Raw genomic sequence first — 17,512 nt, 5'->3', positions numbered from 1 at the left:
AGCTTCCAATTTCTCCTTGTCATCAAATTAGACTCCTTAAAGTTAGATAAACCATGATACCTTTGTTTATCTTATTCCCCTGAGTTAGTGCCGTTATTCTTCTACGTTCCTTTAAGTGGAGCCTACCCTTGGAAAATGGAAAGCCTATCTATGAAGAGGCTAGCCGCTCTAATGTGTTTATCTACTTTGTGACAGCCCGTGACCATGACCATGCCATGGCCTATCAACAGCCGTGGTCGCGCACATCTACTCCTCAGTAACACTAGCGAACTGCGTGCTGTACAGCCGCGCGTACAGCCCATCCAGCGCAAGCAGCTCGCTGTGCGTGCCCCGCTCCACGACGCTGCCCGCTTCAATCACCAGAATGTGATCGGCGGCCAGCACCGTGGAGAGCCGGTGCGCGATCACCAGCGTCGTGCGCCCTTGCATCAGCTCCTCGAGCGCCGCCTGCACATAGGACTCGGACTCCGAGTCCAAGTGCGACGTCGCCTCATCGAGGATGAGGATGCGCGGGCGCTTCAGGATCGCGCGGGCAATCGCGATCCGCTGGCGCTCGCCGCCGGAGAGCCGGTGGCCGCGCTCTCCGACCATCGTGTCGTACCCTTCGGGAAGCGACACGATAAAGTCGTGGATGTAGGCCTGCCGACACGCGGCCTCCATCTCCTCACGCGTAGCGTCCTCCCGCGCGAAGCGCAGGTTGTCGCCAATCGTCGCGTGGAACAGAAACGACTCTTGCGTCACGTACGCGATTTGCGCTCGCAGCGAAGCCAGCTGAACGTCGCGGACGTTCACGCCATCGACCTCGACGACACCCGATGTCGAGTCGTACAGCCGCGCGATCATGCCGATCAGCGTCGATTTCCCCGCGCCGCTCGGCCCGACGAGCGCGACCATCTCACCCGGCTGCGCCTCGAACGTGACGTCCCGCAGCGCGTACTGCCCTGGCTTATAAGCAAAGGAAACCTGCTTATAAGCCACACGCCCCTCGACCAGGCCTAGCGGCCGCGCCCCCTCAGCATCCATGACATCGGGAACCATGTCCTGGTACTCGAAGATGCGCTGGAACACGCCTAGCGCAGTAGCCACCTCGACATGTAGGTTCAGCAGCATACCTACAGGCATGTACAACCGGCCAAGATACGCCGCGAAGGCGACGATCGAGCCCAGCGTCATGCTGCCGGATATGACAGAGTAGCCGCCGTACATATAAATAATCGCTGTGCCTAACGGCCCCAGCGTGCTCGTCGCCATCCCGAACCAGCGGCCCACCAGATTGAGCCGCAGCTCCAAATCCATGACCTTCTGGTTCATGGCCGTAAACTCGATTTCCTGCTGCTTCTCCCTGCCAAAAATACGAGTCAACAAAGCACCGGAAATCCCGAAATTTTCGCTAAGCTGAGAAGTAATATCCGAACGCACTTTCTGCGTTTCCGTACGCAGCTCTTTCCGAACCTTGGATACTTTTTTCACAGGCAGCACAAACAATGGAAGAATAAGCACAGAGATAATGGCTAGTTTCCAATCAAGCGCAAACAAAATACCGATGGTCGAAACTACAATAACTATCTGTGTGATCGAGGACACAACCAGCGAAGTCACCACACTTTGCACAGCTTGTACATCCCCCGTGATCCGCTGAACAATTTCCCCCGACCGAGCATCCGTAAAGAAAGCCATCGATTGCCGCTGCAAATTATGAAACAAGGATTGTCCTAAATCTCGAATAACCCCTTGGGTTACTTTGGTATTGAGATGATTTTGCCATACACCAAGTACTCCGCTTACGACAGGCAGAAATATCATGAGCAGCGCCATCCCTGCCAGAATCTTCATATTGCCTTGCGGAATCGCTTTATCAATAATTTCTTTCATAACAAGAGGCGGGATTAAACCAATCACAGCTGCGAACAGCGCCAATCCTATAATCGCCAATAATTGTCCCCAATACCCCTTGAACAACCGCAAAATCCTTTTTACCGAAACATCCTTTAACTTCGCCTTAGGCCGATTCCTATCGGAAAGCCGCCCCATGCCACCTGGTCCCACTATTCATCTCTCCGTTCTACCTTAAGCTGCCTTCTAAATGGGAAAAGCATGCTCGATTGCCTTCGTCACTTCATCTGCCATCTTCAACACGCTGTACAGCGATGTCGTTTGTAGAACACTATACTGTCTAGGCCCGTCTGCATTGACGATAGCCGCGATCGTATAATCCCCGACCCCAGGCAGCACTTTCCCTACTGACTTTCCTGGAGCCAATGGCTGATTAGACACCTGATACATGCCCACTGACAGCTTCTGTCCCAAACAAGCATCAATCGCTATTACCACACAGCCAAGTGGAATTTCCTGCAAACGCGCTGCTAGGTTACTCGCATCACAAGGCGCTTCAAGTGTTCCAATCACATGCGGATACCCCAGTTCCACAAGTCTGCTCCCGACAAGCGGGCCTAGTGCATCACCTGTTGATCGATCAGTTCCTATACATACAAAAGCCAACGAATCCGGCTTCATCACCGACTTATTCCCAATCGCCTTGAGAAAGATGGCCAACTGTTCGCCATTCATCTTTTTCCAATACTGCTCCCGCGGTTTAGTCCCTTCTTCCCCCATGAGATCCTCCCTTAACACGCATCCAGCAAAATTTCCCCTCACTCCTGATGAATGATATAATGCGGTCAACTCTTATTCTTTCAAGATTATGCTTACGATGCAAGTTTTGCAAAGCAAAACTTTAAGGAGGCACACCATGTCCACCCTAGGAATTATCGCGATCCTGACCCTCCTCTACTGGCTTTATATCACTTTCGATGTGCTTAAAGGCATACATTTGCTGCATACTCTGCCCAAATCCACGAAACTCCCGGACAAGCCTCCCCTCGTTTCGGTCATTATCGCCGCCAAAGAAGAGGAGAGTACCATCCTAGAAACCGTCCGACATCTTCTGACGCAAAATTATCCGCGCCTCGAGATCATCGCCGTCAATGACCGCTCTCAGGACGCTACCGGTGTCCGGCTTGAAGAGCTGCGGAAGTGGTCACAGCACAAAACGGATATACACACACCGCTGAAAATCATTCACATCACCTCTCTGCCTGAAGGCTGGCTTGGCAAAAACCATGCCCTCTACCAAGGGTATCAGCAAGCGAGAGGCCAATATTTACTTTTTACAGATGCGGATATTATCTTTGCACCAGGAACGATTTCAGATGCGGTTACTTATATGAAGGAACATGACGTACAGCATCTCACGCTGACTCCTAACATGATTGCGCGAAGCACGCTGCTTAGAGGGTTCGTTCATTTCTTCCTCTTCTCATTTTCCTTATTCGTCCGCCCGTGGCGTGCCAACCTTGACAGCGCCCGTGAACCGGGCATCGGAATAGGCGCCTTTAACATGGTCAGCCGCAGTGCATATGAAGCGATTGGCACGCACAAATCAATTGCCCTAAGACCTGATGATGACCTTCAATTAGGCATCTCCCTCAAACGAGCTGGATTTAGGCAGAAGGTGCTGTCCGGCAAACACATCCTTCAAGTCGAATGGTACCGCTCCCTCAAGGAAGCGATCATCGGTCTGGAGAAAAACCTTTTCTCCGGCTTTCGCTACAGCTACACCATTGCTTTACTCGCTTGTCTGGGACAGCTTATCTTTTTTATATTCCCTTGGCTCGGCCTGATCTTCCTTTGGGACTGGAGAGGAGCTGCGTATGCTGTCGCTGTCATTTTACAAATATGGCTATACCGCAAGCTAATGTTCCGCCTCATGAGCAAACGCGGGGATGAAGCTTTCCTGCTTCCTGTCAGCGCCTCCCTGCTCCTATATACGATCATCCGCTCCGTTTGGCTAACTTGGAAACAAGGTGGCATCAATTGGAGAGGAACGTTCTACTCCTTGCGCGAATTAAAAAAGAAGTAAATTCAGAAAGGGTGATAGCTGCCAATGCCTCATGCGTTTCCGCACTCTTACTTACACCGCGATGCTCAGCTGTCTGCTCTCAGCAGCCCTTATCTTCCCAGCATCTACTTCCGCACAAGGTATCGTTCAAACACAAACCCGAACGATTGCTTATAATGGCAAGTCGTTTACTGTACAATGGGTCACAGTCGATCTCACCGATCCCTACTTGCGCGTTAAGCCTGTAACGGCTGAGGACGGCATTGGTCATGATGAGCCCTTCTCCTCCATGTTAACGAGGAACCATGCAATTGCAGGGATCAATGGGACTTTTTTTGACGCCTATGAAAAAGATGATACCCAGCGCTACCCGAATGGTTTACTCATTGGCTCTGGTGAAATCATGCACTCCGGCGTTAATCCTGCCTTTCTGGTTCAAGCCGACAAAACCGTTAGCTTACAGCGAATTCAAACGGAGCACCAAATAAGCGTTACTCATCAGAGCAAAGCCTACACATTCACTGCTTGGGGTGTGAACAAATATTACGGTGATTCCGCCAATGATCAAGTCGTCTGGTACACGCGCGCTTTTGGCCCGACGATCGACTTTCCTAACTCAACCAAAGTTGTTGTTCTCCGCGAGGGCAAAGTTACAGCCATTACGACGCAGAATGTCGATATTCCCGAAGATGGACAGGTGTTCCTACTTGGAAATAGTGCCAATTATAAGACACACGTGCTGCCTAATATCCATATAGGCGATACCGTGAAGCTGACTTCATCACTTCATAATCAAGATACCGGAGCAAGCTCCATGCTTACGTCGGTTGATGCCGCTATTGGAGCAGGACCAACGGTGAATGGGCAATCGGTCGTACTCCCTGAAGCACCTGCAATAATAGATGGTCATATTTATATGCCCTTGCGAGCCATTATTGAATCCTTAGGCGGACAGATCCAGTGGTATCCACAGCTTTATCGGGTTTCACTTCGTTTTTAGTGCACGCGATTCATTCGTACAATTCGGTAATACAATTGGCTGCTCACCTCTTGCTCCACTTCCAAATAACCTTCCACATGCACATAATCACCCAAAATAAAGGTGGAGGCATCGGCAGAACCGGAGTGTGTCAGAAAGAGGAGAGCGGCTTTATCATTTCCAACCACGAACCCCGTTTGCTCATTCACTTGAAACTTATCTAGAACCGTCCCATGGTGCGACCTTGCGATATGATGAAAGCGCCAAGACTGATCCTCTTTTATTAGAAAATAAAGCACGCGATTTCGCTGATTATTACTGAATTCCCTCGTCACGCCTATCATGCAAACCTTCTCGCCTATGCTAAGATACTCATCGACAACATACGATTTCAATCGCAATCGATGCACATTTTTCTGCTGAATATAGGCTTCCATCTCTTCAATCGACCTTTGATCCTTCGGATCCTGTTTCGTTGCGTAAAAGACTTCTTTTATAAACGTATCCGTCTGTAAGCTTCTAGCCCCTTTGAAATGATTATACGTAAGGAAAAATCGATCAATGACTCCCCGAATCTCCTCTGGTATGGCAGGACCTTTTTCCACGATATACATGCTATTTGCTTTATTCGAATGTCTTTTTTTATAAAACCAACTTTTCCAGACACTTAATTGCATGCGGTTCGTGTCACCTGCTTTCTTCCAAACATTTCTTCATTATAGGCTAAAAACCATAAAATTTCGATAAAAATCGCAATATTTCGCATAAAAAAAGAACATCTGCCTTCTATGCTTTCATTCGAAAGATTCATAGAAAACAAATGCCCAAGGATTTAATCCTTTTTTCACCACATGGCTTACTTACAGAACTCTTTTGGCTCCCACATATCTGGATCCCCAGTATGAACTGGCGAGACTATCTATCCTTACACCTCTAGACGTTGTCGCCGAAATGAATTGATCATTTCCCAGATAAATCCCTACGTGGTTCACACTTCCTGCAGCAAAAAACACAAGATCTCCAGCCTTCAAGTCCATAACTCTGGTTCCTGCTTCATCGTACATTTGGACCGCAGTTCTGGGTAGATCAATACCTTTAGCTTCGTACAAATAGCGTACAAATCCGGAACAATCAAACCCTCTCGGAGTTGTGCCTCCCCAAACGTATGGCGTTCCCATGAACGTATTTGCTGTTTGCACGATTTGATCAGACATGGATGGTATAGCTACCGCTGCTACCTTTGGAGCTGGAGCTGGTGCTGGTGCTGGCGGCGCAATCCAGGCTGGTTTGTGCGACTTGCCATCGACATTCACAATCGCGATACGATTCGCATCATTCCACTCAATCGGAGAACCGAATGTTTCAGTGATGAATCGCAAGGGTACATACGTATTACCTTGATAAAGCGTCGGACTGCTTTCCAGACTAATCTTCTTGCTGTTCACAATCGCTTGCTTCTCGTCGGTTGTCAGTTGAATCGTCTGCTGCTTGTTGATCAACGTGACCACGATGTCGCTTTCTTGCTTCGCCCAGCCAACTTGATAACCTAATTTCTCAGATAGTACGCGCAGAGGAACTTGCAGTGTCCCTGCATTGTCAATAAATGGCTGTACTTCTGGAAACTGAATCAACTCATCGTTGACCTGGACTTTCACAGTGGATGCAGCTGATGCTGCTTGAACCGAGGGAGCGGAAAACATGGATACTGCTGCACACACAAGTGCGCATGAACAAATAAAGCTTTTTGTGAAAAATTTCAAAAACCTTTCCTCCTTGAAGCCTCCGAGGTTAGTTGACGGGTTCGGGAAGAGGTTTCCCTAGCGCGCTCAGTTTATTAAAACAGCTGAGCATTCATTCACCCCAAGTAAAGAAGTCCCCCGTACCAGAGCTTTTGCTGCTCCGAGATTCGGCATTTTTGTCTATGTTAGACTAGCATAGTTGGTCTATTAGTTTCAACTTTTGTATAGTGGTAATAGTTTCCACGGGATAGCATCTCGTATTAATTGCTTATCGTTTCAACTTCGGCTGCGAGCACATATTTGATCTTCTTGATTTTGCTGTAGACAGTTGTCGTACGATGTTTGTCTGCTGTGGAAATGACCAACTGAATTTGTTGGTTCTCGTTCAAGTCCTTAATTTTGATATGCTTCACCTTCATGTATTCTGCGCTGATTTGATCGATAAGTGTGGACATGTCCCCCTCAGGACTGAATATAATATTGATCGCCAAGTCCTTCTCCCTCAGCTTTTGTGGGCCAAGCAGCTTGATAAAAATCGGAAACAGATTGATAGCGAAAATAATAAGAATAACAGCCAAAGTCGCCTCTTGATAAAATCCTGCTCCCGTTGCGATGCCAAGAGCGGAAGCCGCCCATACCAATGCCGCGGTCGTAAGTCCAGAAATAATCTCATTACTTCGTCTTAAAATAACGCCAGCCCCGATAAATCCTACTCCGCTAATAATTTGAGCCGCTAGCCTCATAGGATCCATATTCGTATATCCAGGGATGGAGTACTTTTGAACGGCTCCTATCGATACAATAGTGATTAAGCAGCTAGCCACCGAAATCACCATACTCGTTTTCATACCCAATGGTTTATGCTTGAGTTGACGGTCAATCCCGATCAACAGACCTAACAACAGCGCCATCCCTAGTTTCTCCAAAACAAGAAGACTCATTTCATGTCCCCATTCCTAAAGATAAAATGAAAGGTAAAGCCCCGGAAACCGGGGCTTTTCGCATAGAAATTTTTCACTTGGAATCCTGCGTTTGCAACAAATCTTTTAATCTTCCAGGGAAGTCCGTAATGATACCCGAAACCCCAAGCCCAGTTAGATGCAGCAGATCATTTACTTCATTTGCCGTATAAGGGTAGACATAAAGCCCGCTCTTTGTCGCCTTCAGCACATCCTCGGCATCCAACATTTGAAAGTAAGGATGAAGCGAGTACACCTCCACATCAAAACTGCGTGCGTATGCGGTAGGATCAAGCAATTTGGACTGATACAAAAGACCGATCTTGGCTTCCGATTCCATTTGTTTGATCCTTCTGACACACTTATGGTCGAAAGATGAAACGATGACATTATTCAAACGGTTACGTCTGCGCAGAAATTCAACAAGCTTATGCTCCATTCTGCCGTCATACGAGTATTTGATTTCCACGTTAATCATGATGGAATCGGGTACTAGATCAAAGACTTCGTCCAAAGTAGGCACGGTCTCCCCTTTGAACTCATCACCAAACCAAAGACCCGCATCATAGGTTTTGATTTCCGATAAGCTTTTCTCCGCTATCAGGCCTTTTCCGTTTGTAGTCCGGTTTAACGTCATATCATGGCATACGACGATTTCCTCATCAGCGGTCAAATGAACGTCAAGCTCAATCCCTTCACATCCCTGGCTTAACCCAAGCCGGAAGGCAGCAAGCGTATTTTCCGGGGCCATTCCTTTGGCCCCGCGATGTGCAATAATCATTGGTTTATTACTAAGCATTCCTGTTTCCTTTCCGGCTAGTGAATTCAAGCCTTTTCATATCATTATTTGACTGTTTTGTTGTAAGTTTGAATCTTCGAAGTGATCTCTTTTTCCGCTGCATCCAATGCTTCCTTCGGAGTCTTCTTGTTGTTGAGCACTTCTTCGATCGCCCCTTCAACAATTTGTCTTGCTTCAGGGAATACACCCATTACCGCACCCTGCGTTGCTGTGTTCAACTTCGTTTGGTGCAGTTGATCAATCGCTGTCTGGAACTGAGGAAATTTTTTCAGGTTTTCCTTTACAATGTCTTCGTCATAGGCTTTTTTGGTAATCGGGAAGTACCCCGTATTGACGTGCCAGTAAGCCTGTTCCTTAGGTGTTGTCAAAAATTTGATGAAATCCCAAGTGGATTTCTGCTCATCATCTGGACGGTTATTCATGACCCATAAGCTGGCTCCGCCGACAACAACACCGCCTTCTTTCGCATCTGCCGGTTTCGGCAAGAAGCTGGTCCCAACTTCGAATTTGCCGCTGGCGCTGTCAACAAGCCCCTTAAGTGCCGCTGTGGATTCCAGAATCATACCGACCTGACCTGCGGAAAATGCTTTTTTGGAATCGTCTGTTTTGCGTCCCAGATTGTTAGCCGCTTTGGTGTCGATAAGATCCTTCCACCAAGTAAGTACCTTCACACCTGGCTCCGTGTTTACCTGTGATTGGGTTGCATTAGAGGTGCGACCGTTTCCGTTGTTTACGTATTCAGCGCCTTGATTGGCAAAGAGCTGCTCCATGAACCAGCCATAAATCGCAAAGTTTGCCCCGGTAGCTTTACCTGATTTAGTAATGGCATCTGCAGCAACTTTCAATTCCTCAAATGTTTTTGGAGGTTTTGCAGGATCAAGACCGGCTGCTTTAAACAAATCTTTATTATAGTAAAGGACCGGATTCGACGTGTTGAACGGCATCGAGTAAAGTTTGCCACCTAACGTATAGTACCCGGCGATGTTCGGCTCCAGCTGTGACAAATCCCACTTATCCGCATCAATGAAGTTTTGCATCGGTGTAATGGCTTTGGAATCAATCATGAAGCGGCTGCCGATCTCATACATCTGGACGACCGAAGGGCCTTCGCTTGTACCCATGGACGCCTTCAATTTGCTAAGCAGGTCATCGTAATTTCCTTGATACACCGCTTCTACCTTGATTTTATTCTGAGAAGCGTTATAATCGGCGACCAGTTGATCAACAACTTTCGTATTGGATCCACCCATCGCATGCCAGAATACGACTTTCTTCGGTCCACTTGCCTCAACTGCTCCAGATTTCGTTGCTTCTGGTTTCTTGCTTTCTGTACTTTCCCCCATATTTACGCTGCATGCCGATAGGAAAACCATTGTTGCCGTTAAAGCTAAAGCCGTTAACCTTTTTTTCCCCATTGTCTCTATCTCTCCTCGCTTAAAGTGGATACATATATGATAAGTCTGCTAGGTAACAGACGGATCATCGCTCGCTTAACCTTTTACAGCACCTGCGGTAATGCCTCGTACTAATTGTTTCACACCTAAAGCCAATAAAAGGAACGAAGGAAGCAGAACGATCGTAACTCCCGCCAAAATCAAATTCCACGACATGACTTCCGCATGCTGCAGCATAGAAACCCCGATTTGCACCGTTCTCATGGACGCCCTATTTGTAATTAGCAGAGGCCATAAATAGTGGTTCCAGTGCGTAAGGAAGACATAAACCCCCAAAGTAGAAAGCGCAGGACGGGATAGTGGAAGCACGATCGAGAAAAAATTCCGGAGATGCCCGCATCCGTCAATTTTTGCTGCATCAAACAATTCATTAGGCAGCTGAAGGAAAAACTGGCGAAGCAGGAAAACCCCGAAGGCTCCAGCCATAAAGGGAACGATCAGCCCCTGGTAGCTGTCCATCCATCCCCAATTTTTGATGGTCAAATAATTTGGAATAATGGTAACTTCCCATGGAATCATCATGGTCGAAAGAAAAACGGCGAACAATATTTTCTTTCCTTTGAAATTCAAGAACGAAAAAGCGTAAGCGGCCAAACTTGACGTAATAACCTGACTAACCGTAATCCCCGAAGATACAATAAAGCTGTTCAGGATAAAGCGCACGATTGGAAAGCCAGAGATAGCGTTCTTGAAGTTCTCAAGATACAACTGAGAAGGAAATAATGGCGGTGGGAAGTTAGAAACTTCCTTCTCTGTCATAAACGATGAGGATACCGTAAATAACAGCGGATACAAAACGACAAGGGCCAGCACAACTAGCAACAAGTAATTCAGGGTGGGTGCGATCCTTTTCGCAATCATTGATAATGCACCTTCTTTTCTAAAACTTTAAACTGCACGACAGTCAAAATCATGATAATAACGAAGAGAACCAAAGCCTGAGCGCTGCCGATTCCGAAACGGAAATTAACAAAAGCGTCCTGGTAGATGGAATACACGATCACATTGGTCGAATTCATCGGACCACCCTTTGTCAAAATATGAATTTGTCCAAAGGCTTGGAAAGCGCCGATCACGGACACGATAAGGGCAAAAAATATCGTGGGTGACAGAAGCGGCAGAACGATTTGGATAAACGTCCGCATCGGGCTTGAACCGTCAATTTTAGCGCTTTCATAAATTTCTTCCGGAACCCCTTGAAGACCACTGGACAGAACAATGAACAGAAACCCCATATTCATCCATACCGTCAATAGAGAGATCGAAACCAGCGCCCACGAAGGACTCGTTAACCAAGGGATCGGATCGATGTGTGCAATGCTTAGAAAGTAATTCAACATGCCTGCTGTCGGATGGAATAACAAGAACCAGATAATCGACCCCGTACCTACCGATATAACGATAGGCAGAGAAAATATGAACTGGAATATTTTCATGCCCCGCAGTTTGTTGTGGGTGATCGCTGCCAAAAATAAGGACCATACGATTGAGGTAGGTACCGTAAACAAGATAAACAGCAACGTCACTTTTAAATTCGAATAAAACTGTCCCGAAGCAAGTAAATCGATGAAATTATCAAGCCCGACAAATTCAACGACCCTACCGCGAGGGTCCGTGAGCGTCATACTCAGGTAAACAGATTTGACCATCGGATAAAATAGGAACGCAGCAAACAAGACTAAAGAAGGTGCCAGAAATAAATAAGCTAATATGTTCTCCTCCCACTTCTTTTTCCTTGCTGATACACTTGCCGTTGCTTCTCTCTTTAAAGCGCTTTCACTTACTGCCAAATTGCATACCCCTCTCTTTCAAAAAGTTACATTTTCACGCTAAGGGCATTCGGTTTCCCTGTATCGCTTTTGGTAACTCGTTATTTTCCATCTCGCTCATTTCGGAGGAAACGGGTGAAAAGAGCAAAAAAAACACATAAATTGCCATGCTCGTTGGCATGCAATCTACGTGAATCTCCTTGTCTCCATCACAATTATTAACTTGTTCACATCATACACGCTAGTAATGGATACTGTCAACCATGATTTTCCACGATTTATAATTCATATGATTAGAGCAATCTTCGTAGCTTTTAAAAGTGACACTACTTATTCCGTTCGCAATTCGGGACGTATAGATCGCAAATACTTCAGGCTTCTGCCTATTCCTTCTTCGACGTCATTCACTTGTTCATATTCGATCAGATAAACACCTTGAAACGGCACTTCCTTCAGCAGCTCATCATAATTCAGGTCGTCGTCGCCTGGCGCACATGCCACCCAATAATCTTCGATCCGTTTCCAATCTTTGAGGTGACAATAGTTAATTCTGTTTCCCAACAATCTAGCATAATCTGTCAATGGTCTTGATGAATCAACAGCCTTCAGATTGCCGGGATCGAAGTTAAATCCAACTGCAGACGGCAATTCTATAAGCAACCGTTGCAACGATTTCCACTCCGTAGATGTCGTATGCTCATGTATAAATCCATTGTTTACTTGTGTATTTCGCCCGTGTGTCTCTATGGAGATCACCATTCCTAATTGTGAGCAAAGATCCTCCATCAAGGCAAATGCCTCCAGCATACTTGTCCAACGCTCCTCCGTCATCTCAGAAGCAAGCGCGAATCCTGTGAATAATCGAACATGTGAAGCACCAAGACGGGAAGCAAGACGTATGTCATGAGCTACACGATCTTTCATCTTTCTTAATTGTTCAGAATCCACCAAAGTAAAATCGTTCTCCAAAACCACGAATGGGGCTTTGATACCGTAGTCATTTATACAGGTTTGGAGATTGTTTATCTCTTGTTGACTGATATCCCTTTGAATTCGACCAGGAAAATCCCCACCAATTCCCAGCTCCAAATATCGAAGATCGAATTTTCTTGCAATCCTACAATGATCTTCTATAGTGCGGTAATGCAAACCCCATTCCCCTAAACCTACAATCATTAGAGATCCCCTCCTCATCTACTTAAAATCTCGTTGGTCTTTTTTACCTTTGGTCAATTTGTGGAAATGCCCATCAGCAAAGGTAGCATTCTGCCTTGCTTTGCTTCAAATGAGTTAAGCAAGATTGGTCGCTATTACATCTCTGTCAGAACATGTTTGAAAAAATTGCCAACAACCAGTGTTGTAATGTTACTACAGTTTGGTAACGTTTTCAATATACCGATCAAAAAAAAGACCACCCGAAGGTAATCTTTTTCTGTGAAGCGGGCGGCGGGATATTCTATGATGTCTTCACGGACGGTCGAACCCATACGGCTTCTCTTCCTTTCCCGTTCAAACGAAAGAGATCACCCTAAGGTGATCTCTTTCTGTGAAGCGGGCGGCGGGAATCGAACCCGCGCGATCAGCTTGGAAGGCTGAAGTTCTACCATTAAACTACGCCCGCGTATTAATAAAGGGATTGATGGTCGGGACGACACGATTTGAACATGCGACCCCCTGCTCCCAAAGCAGGTGCTCTACCAAGCTGAGCTACGTCCCGATACGGTTATTACATATGAAAAATGGCGCGCCCTGAGAGATTCGAACTCCCGACCTTTTGATTCGTAGTCAAATACTCTATCCAGCTGAGCTAAGGGCGCAAATGAGTGGAGCGGAAGACGGGGATCGAACCCGCGACCCTCGCCTTGGCAAGGCGATGCTCTACCGCTGAGCCACTTCCGCATCGTATATTTGCATGTCATTCTCGCTAACGTTTCTCCGAGGCGACGAGGAATAATATATCAGGAATTGAGGACAAATGCAAATGTTTTTTCTTACCTATTTTTATTTGATGAAAATACCGCCAAACGGCAGTACTTCTCTGGCAATGCGGCGCAGTAAACTGTCATTTTTCATATGCTCATCTAATTTGCGATCAGGCTTACAGGGCTGCATGAGAACGTGTCCATGTCCCGTCATTTCCCAATGATAATTCATATGCTGACTGGCCAGTGTATTGCCGTACACACACAGACGCAGCTGAGCGTTCCGCGGATAGGCAACAAGACAGCTTGTATCTACATATAAGGGCTGCTTAGCATCCAACGCCATTTGATAAATCGGTCCTGCAGTCAGAAGTCCTAGTTTGCCAGGACCTTTAAACTGCATTTTCACGAAATCCTGCGTAATCAGTGTATTCTTAACATTTTGCAGATGAGAAGAGTAGCTGACTCCCTCTGTGTAAAACAAAACATGTCGGAATTCATACAGAAGATCATCATCCGCTCCTATTGGTATAACAGCCATGCTATAGCCTTCAGGCAGCCCCAGCATGACATTGGCAGGACCATGCAGCCGTGACTGGACAAAACGCTTCTTCCTATACATACTCGGCAGTTTCATGAAAGAATCTTCTCTCTGCTCAGACTTCCCTTGAAAAGCGACAATTTGGCTCGGATGCAGCACATGAACAGACTCATTCTGTTCGATGTGCAACGTGGCTATCTTCGCATGTGAGCTTACTTCCTCGAAAGATACCTCCATACACACCGGACCTCCTCATAGACTACATCTATCTCATTCCGCGCTTCTGTCTCCGCCAAACCATGAATCGAAACACGCGGCCAAGCACAAAATAAAGAACAATTAACAAAACAGCCGTCACAACCATATAGGTTAATTTCCGATTTCGCTTATCTTTATCTAAAGCAACTTGTTCCATGGCTTTCAAACGTTCTTGCAATTGTTCATTTTCCCTTTTAAGCGTTTCGTTTTGCCCTAGAAGCCGTTCCTCAGTTTCTTGCGAATGCCGTATGGCTTCGGAAAGCTTGTCCTTCTGATCCTCTAATTGCTGCTTCGTAGTCTCATAGTCTTTCTGAATTTGTTGAACATTCTCTGGCAATTGATAGATATCTTTCACCCGATCTAGCCACGAGGCTTGGACAGCAGAAGCTGGATACATAAATCCGAACAAGATAATAAGGATGCCAAAGACTTTTACAGTCCCCGCCAAATAACGTGTCTGCATCTGCCGTTCCTCCCCACATTCATATCGACATATTCTTCTATTTTACAGCAAAAGTCACCCCTTCACCACTTCTGCTGCTATGGGATACCGCAAGATCGTCTTCATTTTCGAAGGCTCTACTTTTCTCGGGTCTGATAAATAAATCTCATGATGGAGGCCGCGGATGCATTGACTATGTTCAGCTAAGAAATCCTCGATTTGCTTCAAAGTTTCCGGTTCTGTTGCATAGGGCCCCACATGAAGCATTTGCACACACGCTCCCTCATGCAAGGTTTCATACTTGATATCCGAAATAACGTTCAGTTCCTTTTTCTTCGACATCGCGGTTGAACGGGCTTCTTCGACACTTTCTGCCCTCACATAATCAGGCATTCGGATCAACAGCTTCCAGTTCCACTCATCCCTTGGTACATCCAGGGCCTTTCTATCCCCATCCACCCACCATAAGCCCTCCAGCTTGGCCACAGTAAAGTCTTTCTCCTCTTTCTTATAAATGCCTTTGATGCTGTAGGAAAGCGTGTAAAGTGCTTCAGTCTCTTTTGAGAAGGCTATGCCGTCCGGATCCCCTTGTCCTTGAATTGTGACATACCAGATAGGATCAAATTCGACCCATTGCGGTTTCGTGGGAGCTGTGTAATAGCTTTTATACGTTTTAGCTAAATCTAACTTTTCCATGCTGCACATCCTTTACATTTTTCTCCAAGTATATAAAAGGATTCCTGACAACTGCATGTCAGTAGACATAAAAAAACTTACCCTTCGCCAAATTTCGCGAAATAGGTAAGTCTCAAGCTCATAAAAGTCGTATGTAATTATTCCGCTACTGGTGGTGTGAACGAACGCTGAGCAAACTCCGCATCCAACATGAAGAAGGCGTTACTGTCTTTATCTATACGTTTCAATTTATTAATAATGCTGTCGAACATGGCTTCTTCCTCTACCTGCTCATCAATGAACCATTTCAAGAACTGCATAGTCGCATGCTCTCTATCGTTCAAAGCTAAATCAGATAGATGATAAATACGTCTTGTTACTTCTTGCTCATGTAGATAAGCATGTTCAAAAGCATCTAAGATCGATTTGTACTCATTAACAGGTGTATCCATACCAGCAAAGCTAACCTTTTTCCCACGGTCATTTATGAATTTGAAAATTTTCATCGCATGGAATTTCTCTTCCTCAGCTTGTACAATAAAAAAGTTGGAAAAGCCGTCTAAGCTTTCCGCAGCACAATAACCAGCAATAGCCAAGTAGACGTGCGCGGAGTAAAACTCATAGTTCATCTGCTCATTGAGCGCTTCTGTAAGTGTATCGTTTAACATAGATGCACACACCTTTCTGTATGGTTATCTCTTGCGTATTCCCCATACATACAAGATTACCAGAACTCCGCATACAAATACAAACGGAAGCAACAATTTTAGAAGGGTTAGGTTCAAGCCATCACGCTTTCTGCCCTGGATTCAGCAATAATTTGTTTGATCTGAGCATAAAGTAAGTCAGGCGAAGCTGCACACAGCAGTTCTTTCTTACCGATCATGGCGATACATTCTTTTTTACAATGCTTACAATTGCCTAAGCAATCTTTCTTTTTTTGCTTTAGGTCTGGATATTCATTTTTCAGGGACTTATATATTTGTTTGGATCCGAATTTTTCATTTCTACAGCAGTATTTAATCGTTTTCAATTCGATCTCTCCCCGCCATCGTCATTTACCACTATCCTTGATATTAGTGATAATAATAATCAATGTCAACTTAAAATTGGGTGAGTTTGTACAAAAAAAGAGTTTTCCTTAGTCCTCATAAAGGATTAAAGAAAACTCTTTGGGATGCGGTCAAGAGGACTCGAACCTCCACGGGGGGTTAGCCCACACGGACCTGAACCGTGCGCGTCTGCCAATTCCGCCATGACCGCGAAATCAGGGATCTTTAGACTAATGTCTAAAGATCCCTGTACTTACTGAGTCATGTAGGATTCGAACCTACGACACCCTGATTAAAAGTCAGGTGCTCTACCAACTGAGCTAATGACTCATGTCCGAAAATAAAAAAATGGCGGAGCTGACGGGATTCGAACCCGCGGTCTCCTGCGTGACAGGCAGGCATGTTGGGCCACTACACCACAGCTCCACACTATGTAAAACAACTCTCAGAAAGAGTTTGGTTGCGGGGGCAGGATTTGAACCTGCGGCCTTCGGGTTATGAGCCCGACGAGCTACCGGGCTGCTCCACCCCGCGACATTACTAGCATGATATTTGATTAGGAATATATGGTGGAGGCTGACGGGATCGAACCGCCGACCCTCTGCTTGTAAGGCAGATGCTCTCCCAGCTGAGCTAAGCCTCCATGGAATAATTATTTGGGGTCCACGCAAAGTAACCGGAATAAGCTTCGTAGCTATACGTCACTTTGTGGGGAATGATGGTGACCCGTAGGGGACTCGAACCCCTGTTACCTCCGTGAAAGGGAGGTGTCTTAACCACTTGACCAACGGGCCGCGTAAACAGGCTTTTCTTATGTAAAAGTTATTGGTGGCGGAGAGAGAGGGATTCGAACCCTCGAGACGCTTGTGACGCCTACACGATTTCCAATCGTGCTCCTTCGGCCAGCTCGGACACCTCTCCATGAAAAGCCTGATATGTTATAAAAAATGGCTCCCCGAACAGGACTCGAACCTGTGACAACTCGATTAACAGTCGAGTGCTCTACCAACTGAGCTATCAGGGAA

At 46.2% G+C, this 17,512-nt stretch carries 17 protein-coding genes, 12 tRNA genes and 1 riboswitch; of the genes, 2 read left to right on the top strand and 27 right to left on the bottom strand.

Features of this window, described 5'->3' with window-relative positions; translation table 11 throughout:
• Positions 1-246: 246 nt before the first annotated feature.
• Together G519_RS0130610 and yyaC are read right to left on the bottom strand one after the other, a co-directional pair.
• Complete coding sequence (locus tag G519_RS0130610; RefSeq protein ID WP_244280282.1) at positions 247-1,932, bottom strand: ABC transporter ATP-binding protein; 1,686 nt, start codon at positions 1,930-1,932, stop codon at positions 247-249.
• A 147-nt stretch (positions 1,933-2,079) separates the two neighbouring features.
• Positions 2,080-2,613: a spore protease YyaC gene (gene yyaC, locus G519_RS0130605; protein ID WP_029197902.1), complete on the bottom strand. Its 534-nt coding sequence runs from the start codon at positions 2,611-2,613 to the stop codon at positions 2,080-2,082.
• 136 nt (positions 2,614-2,749) lie between these two features.
• Here yyaC and G519_RS0130600 point away from each other — a divergent pair, with 136 nt between their 5' ends.
• Positions 2,750-3,919, top strand: a complete 1,170-nt coding sequence (locus tag G519_RS0130600; protein ID WP_029197901.1) for a glycosyltransferase family 2 protein — start codon at positions 2,750-2,752, stop codon at positions 3,917-3,919.
• Positions 3,920-3,950: 31 nt separating this feature from the next.
• Positions 3,951-4,898: a stalk domain-containing protein gene (locus G519_RS0130595; RefSeq protein ID WP_029197900.1), complete on the top strand. Its 948-nt coding sequence runs from the start codon at positions 3,951-3,953 to the stop codon at positions 4,896-4,898.
• Here the strand turns inward: G519_RS0130595 and G519_RS0130590 are convergent.
• From G519_RS0130590 to G519_RS0130465, 25 genes are all read right to left on the bottom strand, one after another.
• A complete protein-coding gene (locus tag G519_RS0130590; protein WP_029197899.1) occupies positions 4,895-5,554 on the bottom strand; it encodes a hypothetical protein in 660 nt (219 codons plus the stop codon). The two genes, G519_RS0130595 and G519_RS0130590, sit on opposite strands and share 4 nt — an antisense overlap.
• Before the next feature lie 183 nt (positions 5,555-5,737).
• Positions 5,738-6,637, bottom strand: a complete 900-nt coding sequence (locus G519_RS0130585) for a C40 family peptidase (RefSeq protein ID WP_029197898.1) — start codon at positions 6,635-6,637, stop codon at positions 5,738-5,740.
• Between the two features lie 2 nt (positions 6,638-6,639).
• A riboswitch (cyclic di-AMP (ydaO/yuaA leader) is annotated at positions 6,640-6,799 on the bottom strand.
• A 77-nt stretch (positions 6,800-6,876) separates the two neighbouring features.
• Positions 6,877-7,557, bottom strand: a complete 681-nt coding sequence (locus G519_RS0130580) for an MgtC/SapB family protein (protein WP_029197897.1) — start codon at positions 7,555-7,557, stop codon at positions 6,877-6,879.
• Positions 7,558-7,630: 73 nt separating this feature from the next.
• Positions 7,631-8,374 carry a glycerophosphodiester phosphodiesterase gene (locus G519_RS0130575; RefSeq protein ID WP_029197896.1) on the bottom strand — a complete coding sequence of 248 codons (744 nt, stop codon included), beginning with the start codon at positions 8,372-8,374 and terminating at the stop codon, positions 7,631-7,633.
• A 44-nt stretch (positions 8,375-8,418) separates the two neighbouring features.
• Positions 8,419-9,789 carry an ABC transporter substrate-binding protein gene (locus G519_RS0130570; RefSeq protein ID WP_036634363.1) on the bottom strand — a complete coding sequence of 457 codons (1,371 nt, stop codon included), beginning with the start codon at positions 9,787-9,789 and terminating at the stop codon, positions 8,419-8,421.
• 75 nt (positions 9,790-9,864) lie between these two features.
• Positions 9,865-10,689 (bottom strand): carbohydrate ABC transporter permease, encoded by an 825-nt coding sequence (locus G519_RS0130565; protein ID WP_029197894.1) that lies wholly within the window; start codon positions 10,687-10,689, stop codon positions 9,865-9,867.
• On the bottom strand, positions 10,686-11,540 hold the full coding sequence (locus tag G519_RS0130560) for a carbohydrate ABC transporter permease (protein ID WP_376768219.1): 855 nt from the start codon (positions 11,538-11,540) through the stop codon (positions 10,686-10,688). The genes G519_RS0130565 and G519_RS0130560 overlap by 4 nt, the downstream gene beginning before the upstream one ends.
• A 387-nt stretch (positions 11,541-11,927) precedes the next feature.
• The gene (locus G519_RS0130555) at positions 11,928-12,773 is read right to left on the bottom strand and encodes a sugar phosphate isomerase/epimerase family protein (RefSeq protein ID WP_029197892.1); all 846 of its coding nucleotides are present in this window, start codon (positions 12,771-12,773) and stop codon (positions 11,928-11,930) included.
• A gap of 374 nt (positions 12,774-13,147) precedes the next feature.
• Positions 13,148-13,218 (bottom strand) — tRNA-Gly (locus tag G519_RS0130545).
• A gap of 19 nt (positions 13,219-13,237) precedes the next feature.
• Positions 13,238-13,314: transfer RNA gene (locus G519_RS0130540), tRNA-Pro, on the bottom strand.
• A gap of 23 nt (positions 13,315-13,337) precedes the next feature.
• Positions 13,338-13,414, bottom strand: a tRNA-Arg gene (locus G519_RS0130535).
• Between the two features lie 7 nt (positions 13,415-13,421).
• A tRNA-Gly gene (locus tag G519_RS0130530) sits at positions 13,422-13,496 on the bottom strand.
• A gap of 102 nt (positions 13,497-13,598) precedes the next feature.
• Positions 13,599-14,297, bottom strand: coding sequence for an AIM24 family protein (locus tag G519_RS0130525; protein ID WP_029197891.1), 699 nt, complete (start codon positions 14,295-14,297; stop codon positions 13,599-13,601).
• 28 nt (positions 14,298-14,325) lie between these two features.
• A complete protein-coding gene (locus G519_RS0130520) occupies positions 14,326-14,781 on the bottom strand; it encodes a hypothetical protein (RefSeq protein WP_029197890.1) in 456 nt (151 codons plus the stop codon).
• A 54-nt stretch (positions 14,782-14,835) separates the two neighbouring features.
• Entirely contained in the window at positions 14,836-15,456 is a 621-nt protein-coding gene (locus G519_RS0130515; RefSeq protein WP_029197889.1) for a GyrI-like domain-containing protein, read from the bottom strand.
• 137 nt (positions 15,457-15,593) lie between these two features.
• Positions 15,594-16,103, bottom strand: coding sequence for a ferritin (locus G519_RS0130510; protein WP_029197888.1), 510 nt, complete (start codon positions 16,101-16,103; stop codon positions 15,594-15,596).
• A 113-nt stretch (positions 16,104-16,216) separates the two neighbouring features.
• On the bottom strand, positions 16,217-16,468 hold the full coding sequence (locus tag G519_RS0130505) for a DUF1450 domain-containing protein (RefSeq protein WP_029197887.1): 252 nt from the start codon (positions 16,466-16,468) through the stop codon (positions 16,217-16,219).
• A gap of 145 nt (positions 16,469-16,613) precedes the next feature.
• A tRNA-Leu gene (locus G519_RS0130500) sits at positions 16,614-16,698 on the bottom strand.
• Between the two features lie 46 nt (positions 16,699-16,744).
• A tRNA-Lys gene (locus G519_RS0130495) sits at positions 16,745-16,817 on the bottom strand.
• Between the two features lie 19 nt (positions 16,818-16,836).
• Positions 16,837-16,913 (bottom strand) — tRNA-Asp (locus G519_RS0130490).
• A 31-nt stretch (positions 16,914-16,944) separates the two neighbouring features.
• Positions 16,945-17,021, bottom strand: a tRNA-Met gene (locus tag G519_RS0130485).
• A gap of 33 nt (positions 17,022-17,054) precedes the next feature.
• Positions 17,055-17,130 (bottom strand) — tRNA-Val (locus G519_RS0130480).
• Between the two features lie 76 nt (positions 17,131-17,206).
• Positions 17,207-17,281, bottom strand: a tRNA-Glu gene (locus G519_RS0130475).
• Between the two features lie 35 nt (positions 17,282-17,316).
• Positions 17,317-17,408: transfer RNA gene (locus G519_RS0130470), tRNA-Ser, on the bottom strand.
• A 27-nt stretch (positions 17,409-17,435) separates the two neighbouring features.
• A tRNA-Asn gene (locus G519_RS0130465) sits at positions 17,436-17,511 on the bottom strand.
• Position 17,512 lies beyond the last annotated feature (1 nt).

Source organism: Paenibacillus alginolyticus DSM 5050 = NBRC 15375 (assembly GCF_000422905.1).
Classification (GTDB): Bacteria; Bacillota; Bacilli; order Paenibacillales; family NBRC-103111; genus Paenibacillus_E; species Paenibacillus_E alginolyticus.
This window is presented reverse-complemented; position numbering and strand designations above follow the sequence as displayed.

Excerpts from the sequence above, each read along its gene's own strand:
- yyaC (WP_029197902.1), bottom strand. The coding sequence starts at position 2,613 with ATGGGGGAAGAAGGGACTAAACCGCGGGAGCAGTATTGGAAAAAGATG.
- G519_RS0130555 (WP_029197892.1), bottom strand. The coding sequence starts at position 12,773 with ATGATTGTAGGTTTAGGGGAATGGGGTTTGCATTACCGCACTATAGAA.
- G519_RS0130525 (WP_029197891.1), bottom strand. The coding sequence starts at position 14,297 with ATGGAGGTATCTTTCGAGGAAGTAAGCTCACATGCGAAGATAGCCACG.
- G519_RS0130600 (WP_029197901.1), top strand. The coding sequence starts at position 2,750 with ATGTCCACCCTAGGAATTATCGCGATCCTGACCCTCCTCTACTGGCTT.
- G519_RS0130590 (WP_029197899.1), bottom strand. The coding sequence starts at position 5,554 with ATGCAATTAAGTGTCTGGAAAAGTTGGTTTTATAAAAAAAGACATTCG.
- G519_RS0130575 (WP_029197896.1), bottom strand. The coding sequence starts at position 8,374 with ATGCTTAGTAATAAACCAATGATTATTGCACATCGCGGGGCCAAAGGA.
- G519_RS0130580 (WP_029197897.1), bottom strand. The coding sequence starts at position 7,557 with ATGAGTCTTCTTGTTTTGGAGAAACTAGGGATGGCGCTGTTGTTAGGT.
- G519_RS0130565 (WP_029197894.1), bottom strand. The coding sequence starts at position 10,689 with ATGATTGCGAAAAGGATCGCACCCACCCTGAATTACTTGTTGCTAGTT.
- G519_RS0130515 (WP_029197889.1), bottom strand. The coding sequence starts at position 15,456 with ATGGAAAAGTTAGATTTAGCTAAAACGTATAAAAGCTATTACACAGCT.
- G519_RS0130510 (WP_029197888.1), bottom strand. The coding sequence starts at position 16,103 with ATGTTAAACGATACACTTACAGAAGCGCTCAATGAGCAGATGAACTAT.
- G519_RS0130595 (WP_029197900.1), top strand. The coding sequence starts at position 3,951 with ATGCGTTTCCGCACTCTTACTTACACCGCGATGCTCAGCTGTCTGCTC.
- G519_RS0130520 (WP_029197890.1), bottom strand. The coding sequence starts at position 14,781 with ATGCAGACACGTTATTTGGCGGGGACTGTAAAAGTCTTTGGCATCCTT.
- G519_RS0130570 (WP_036634363.1), bottom strand. The coding sequence starts at position 9,789 with ATGGGGAAAAAAAGGTTAACGGCTTTAGCTTTAACGGCAACAATGGTT.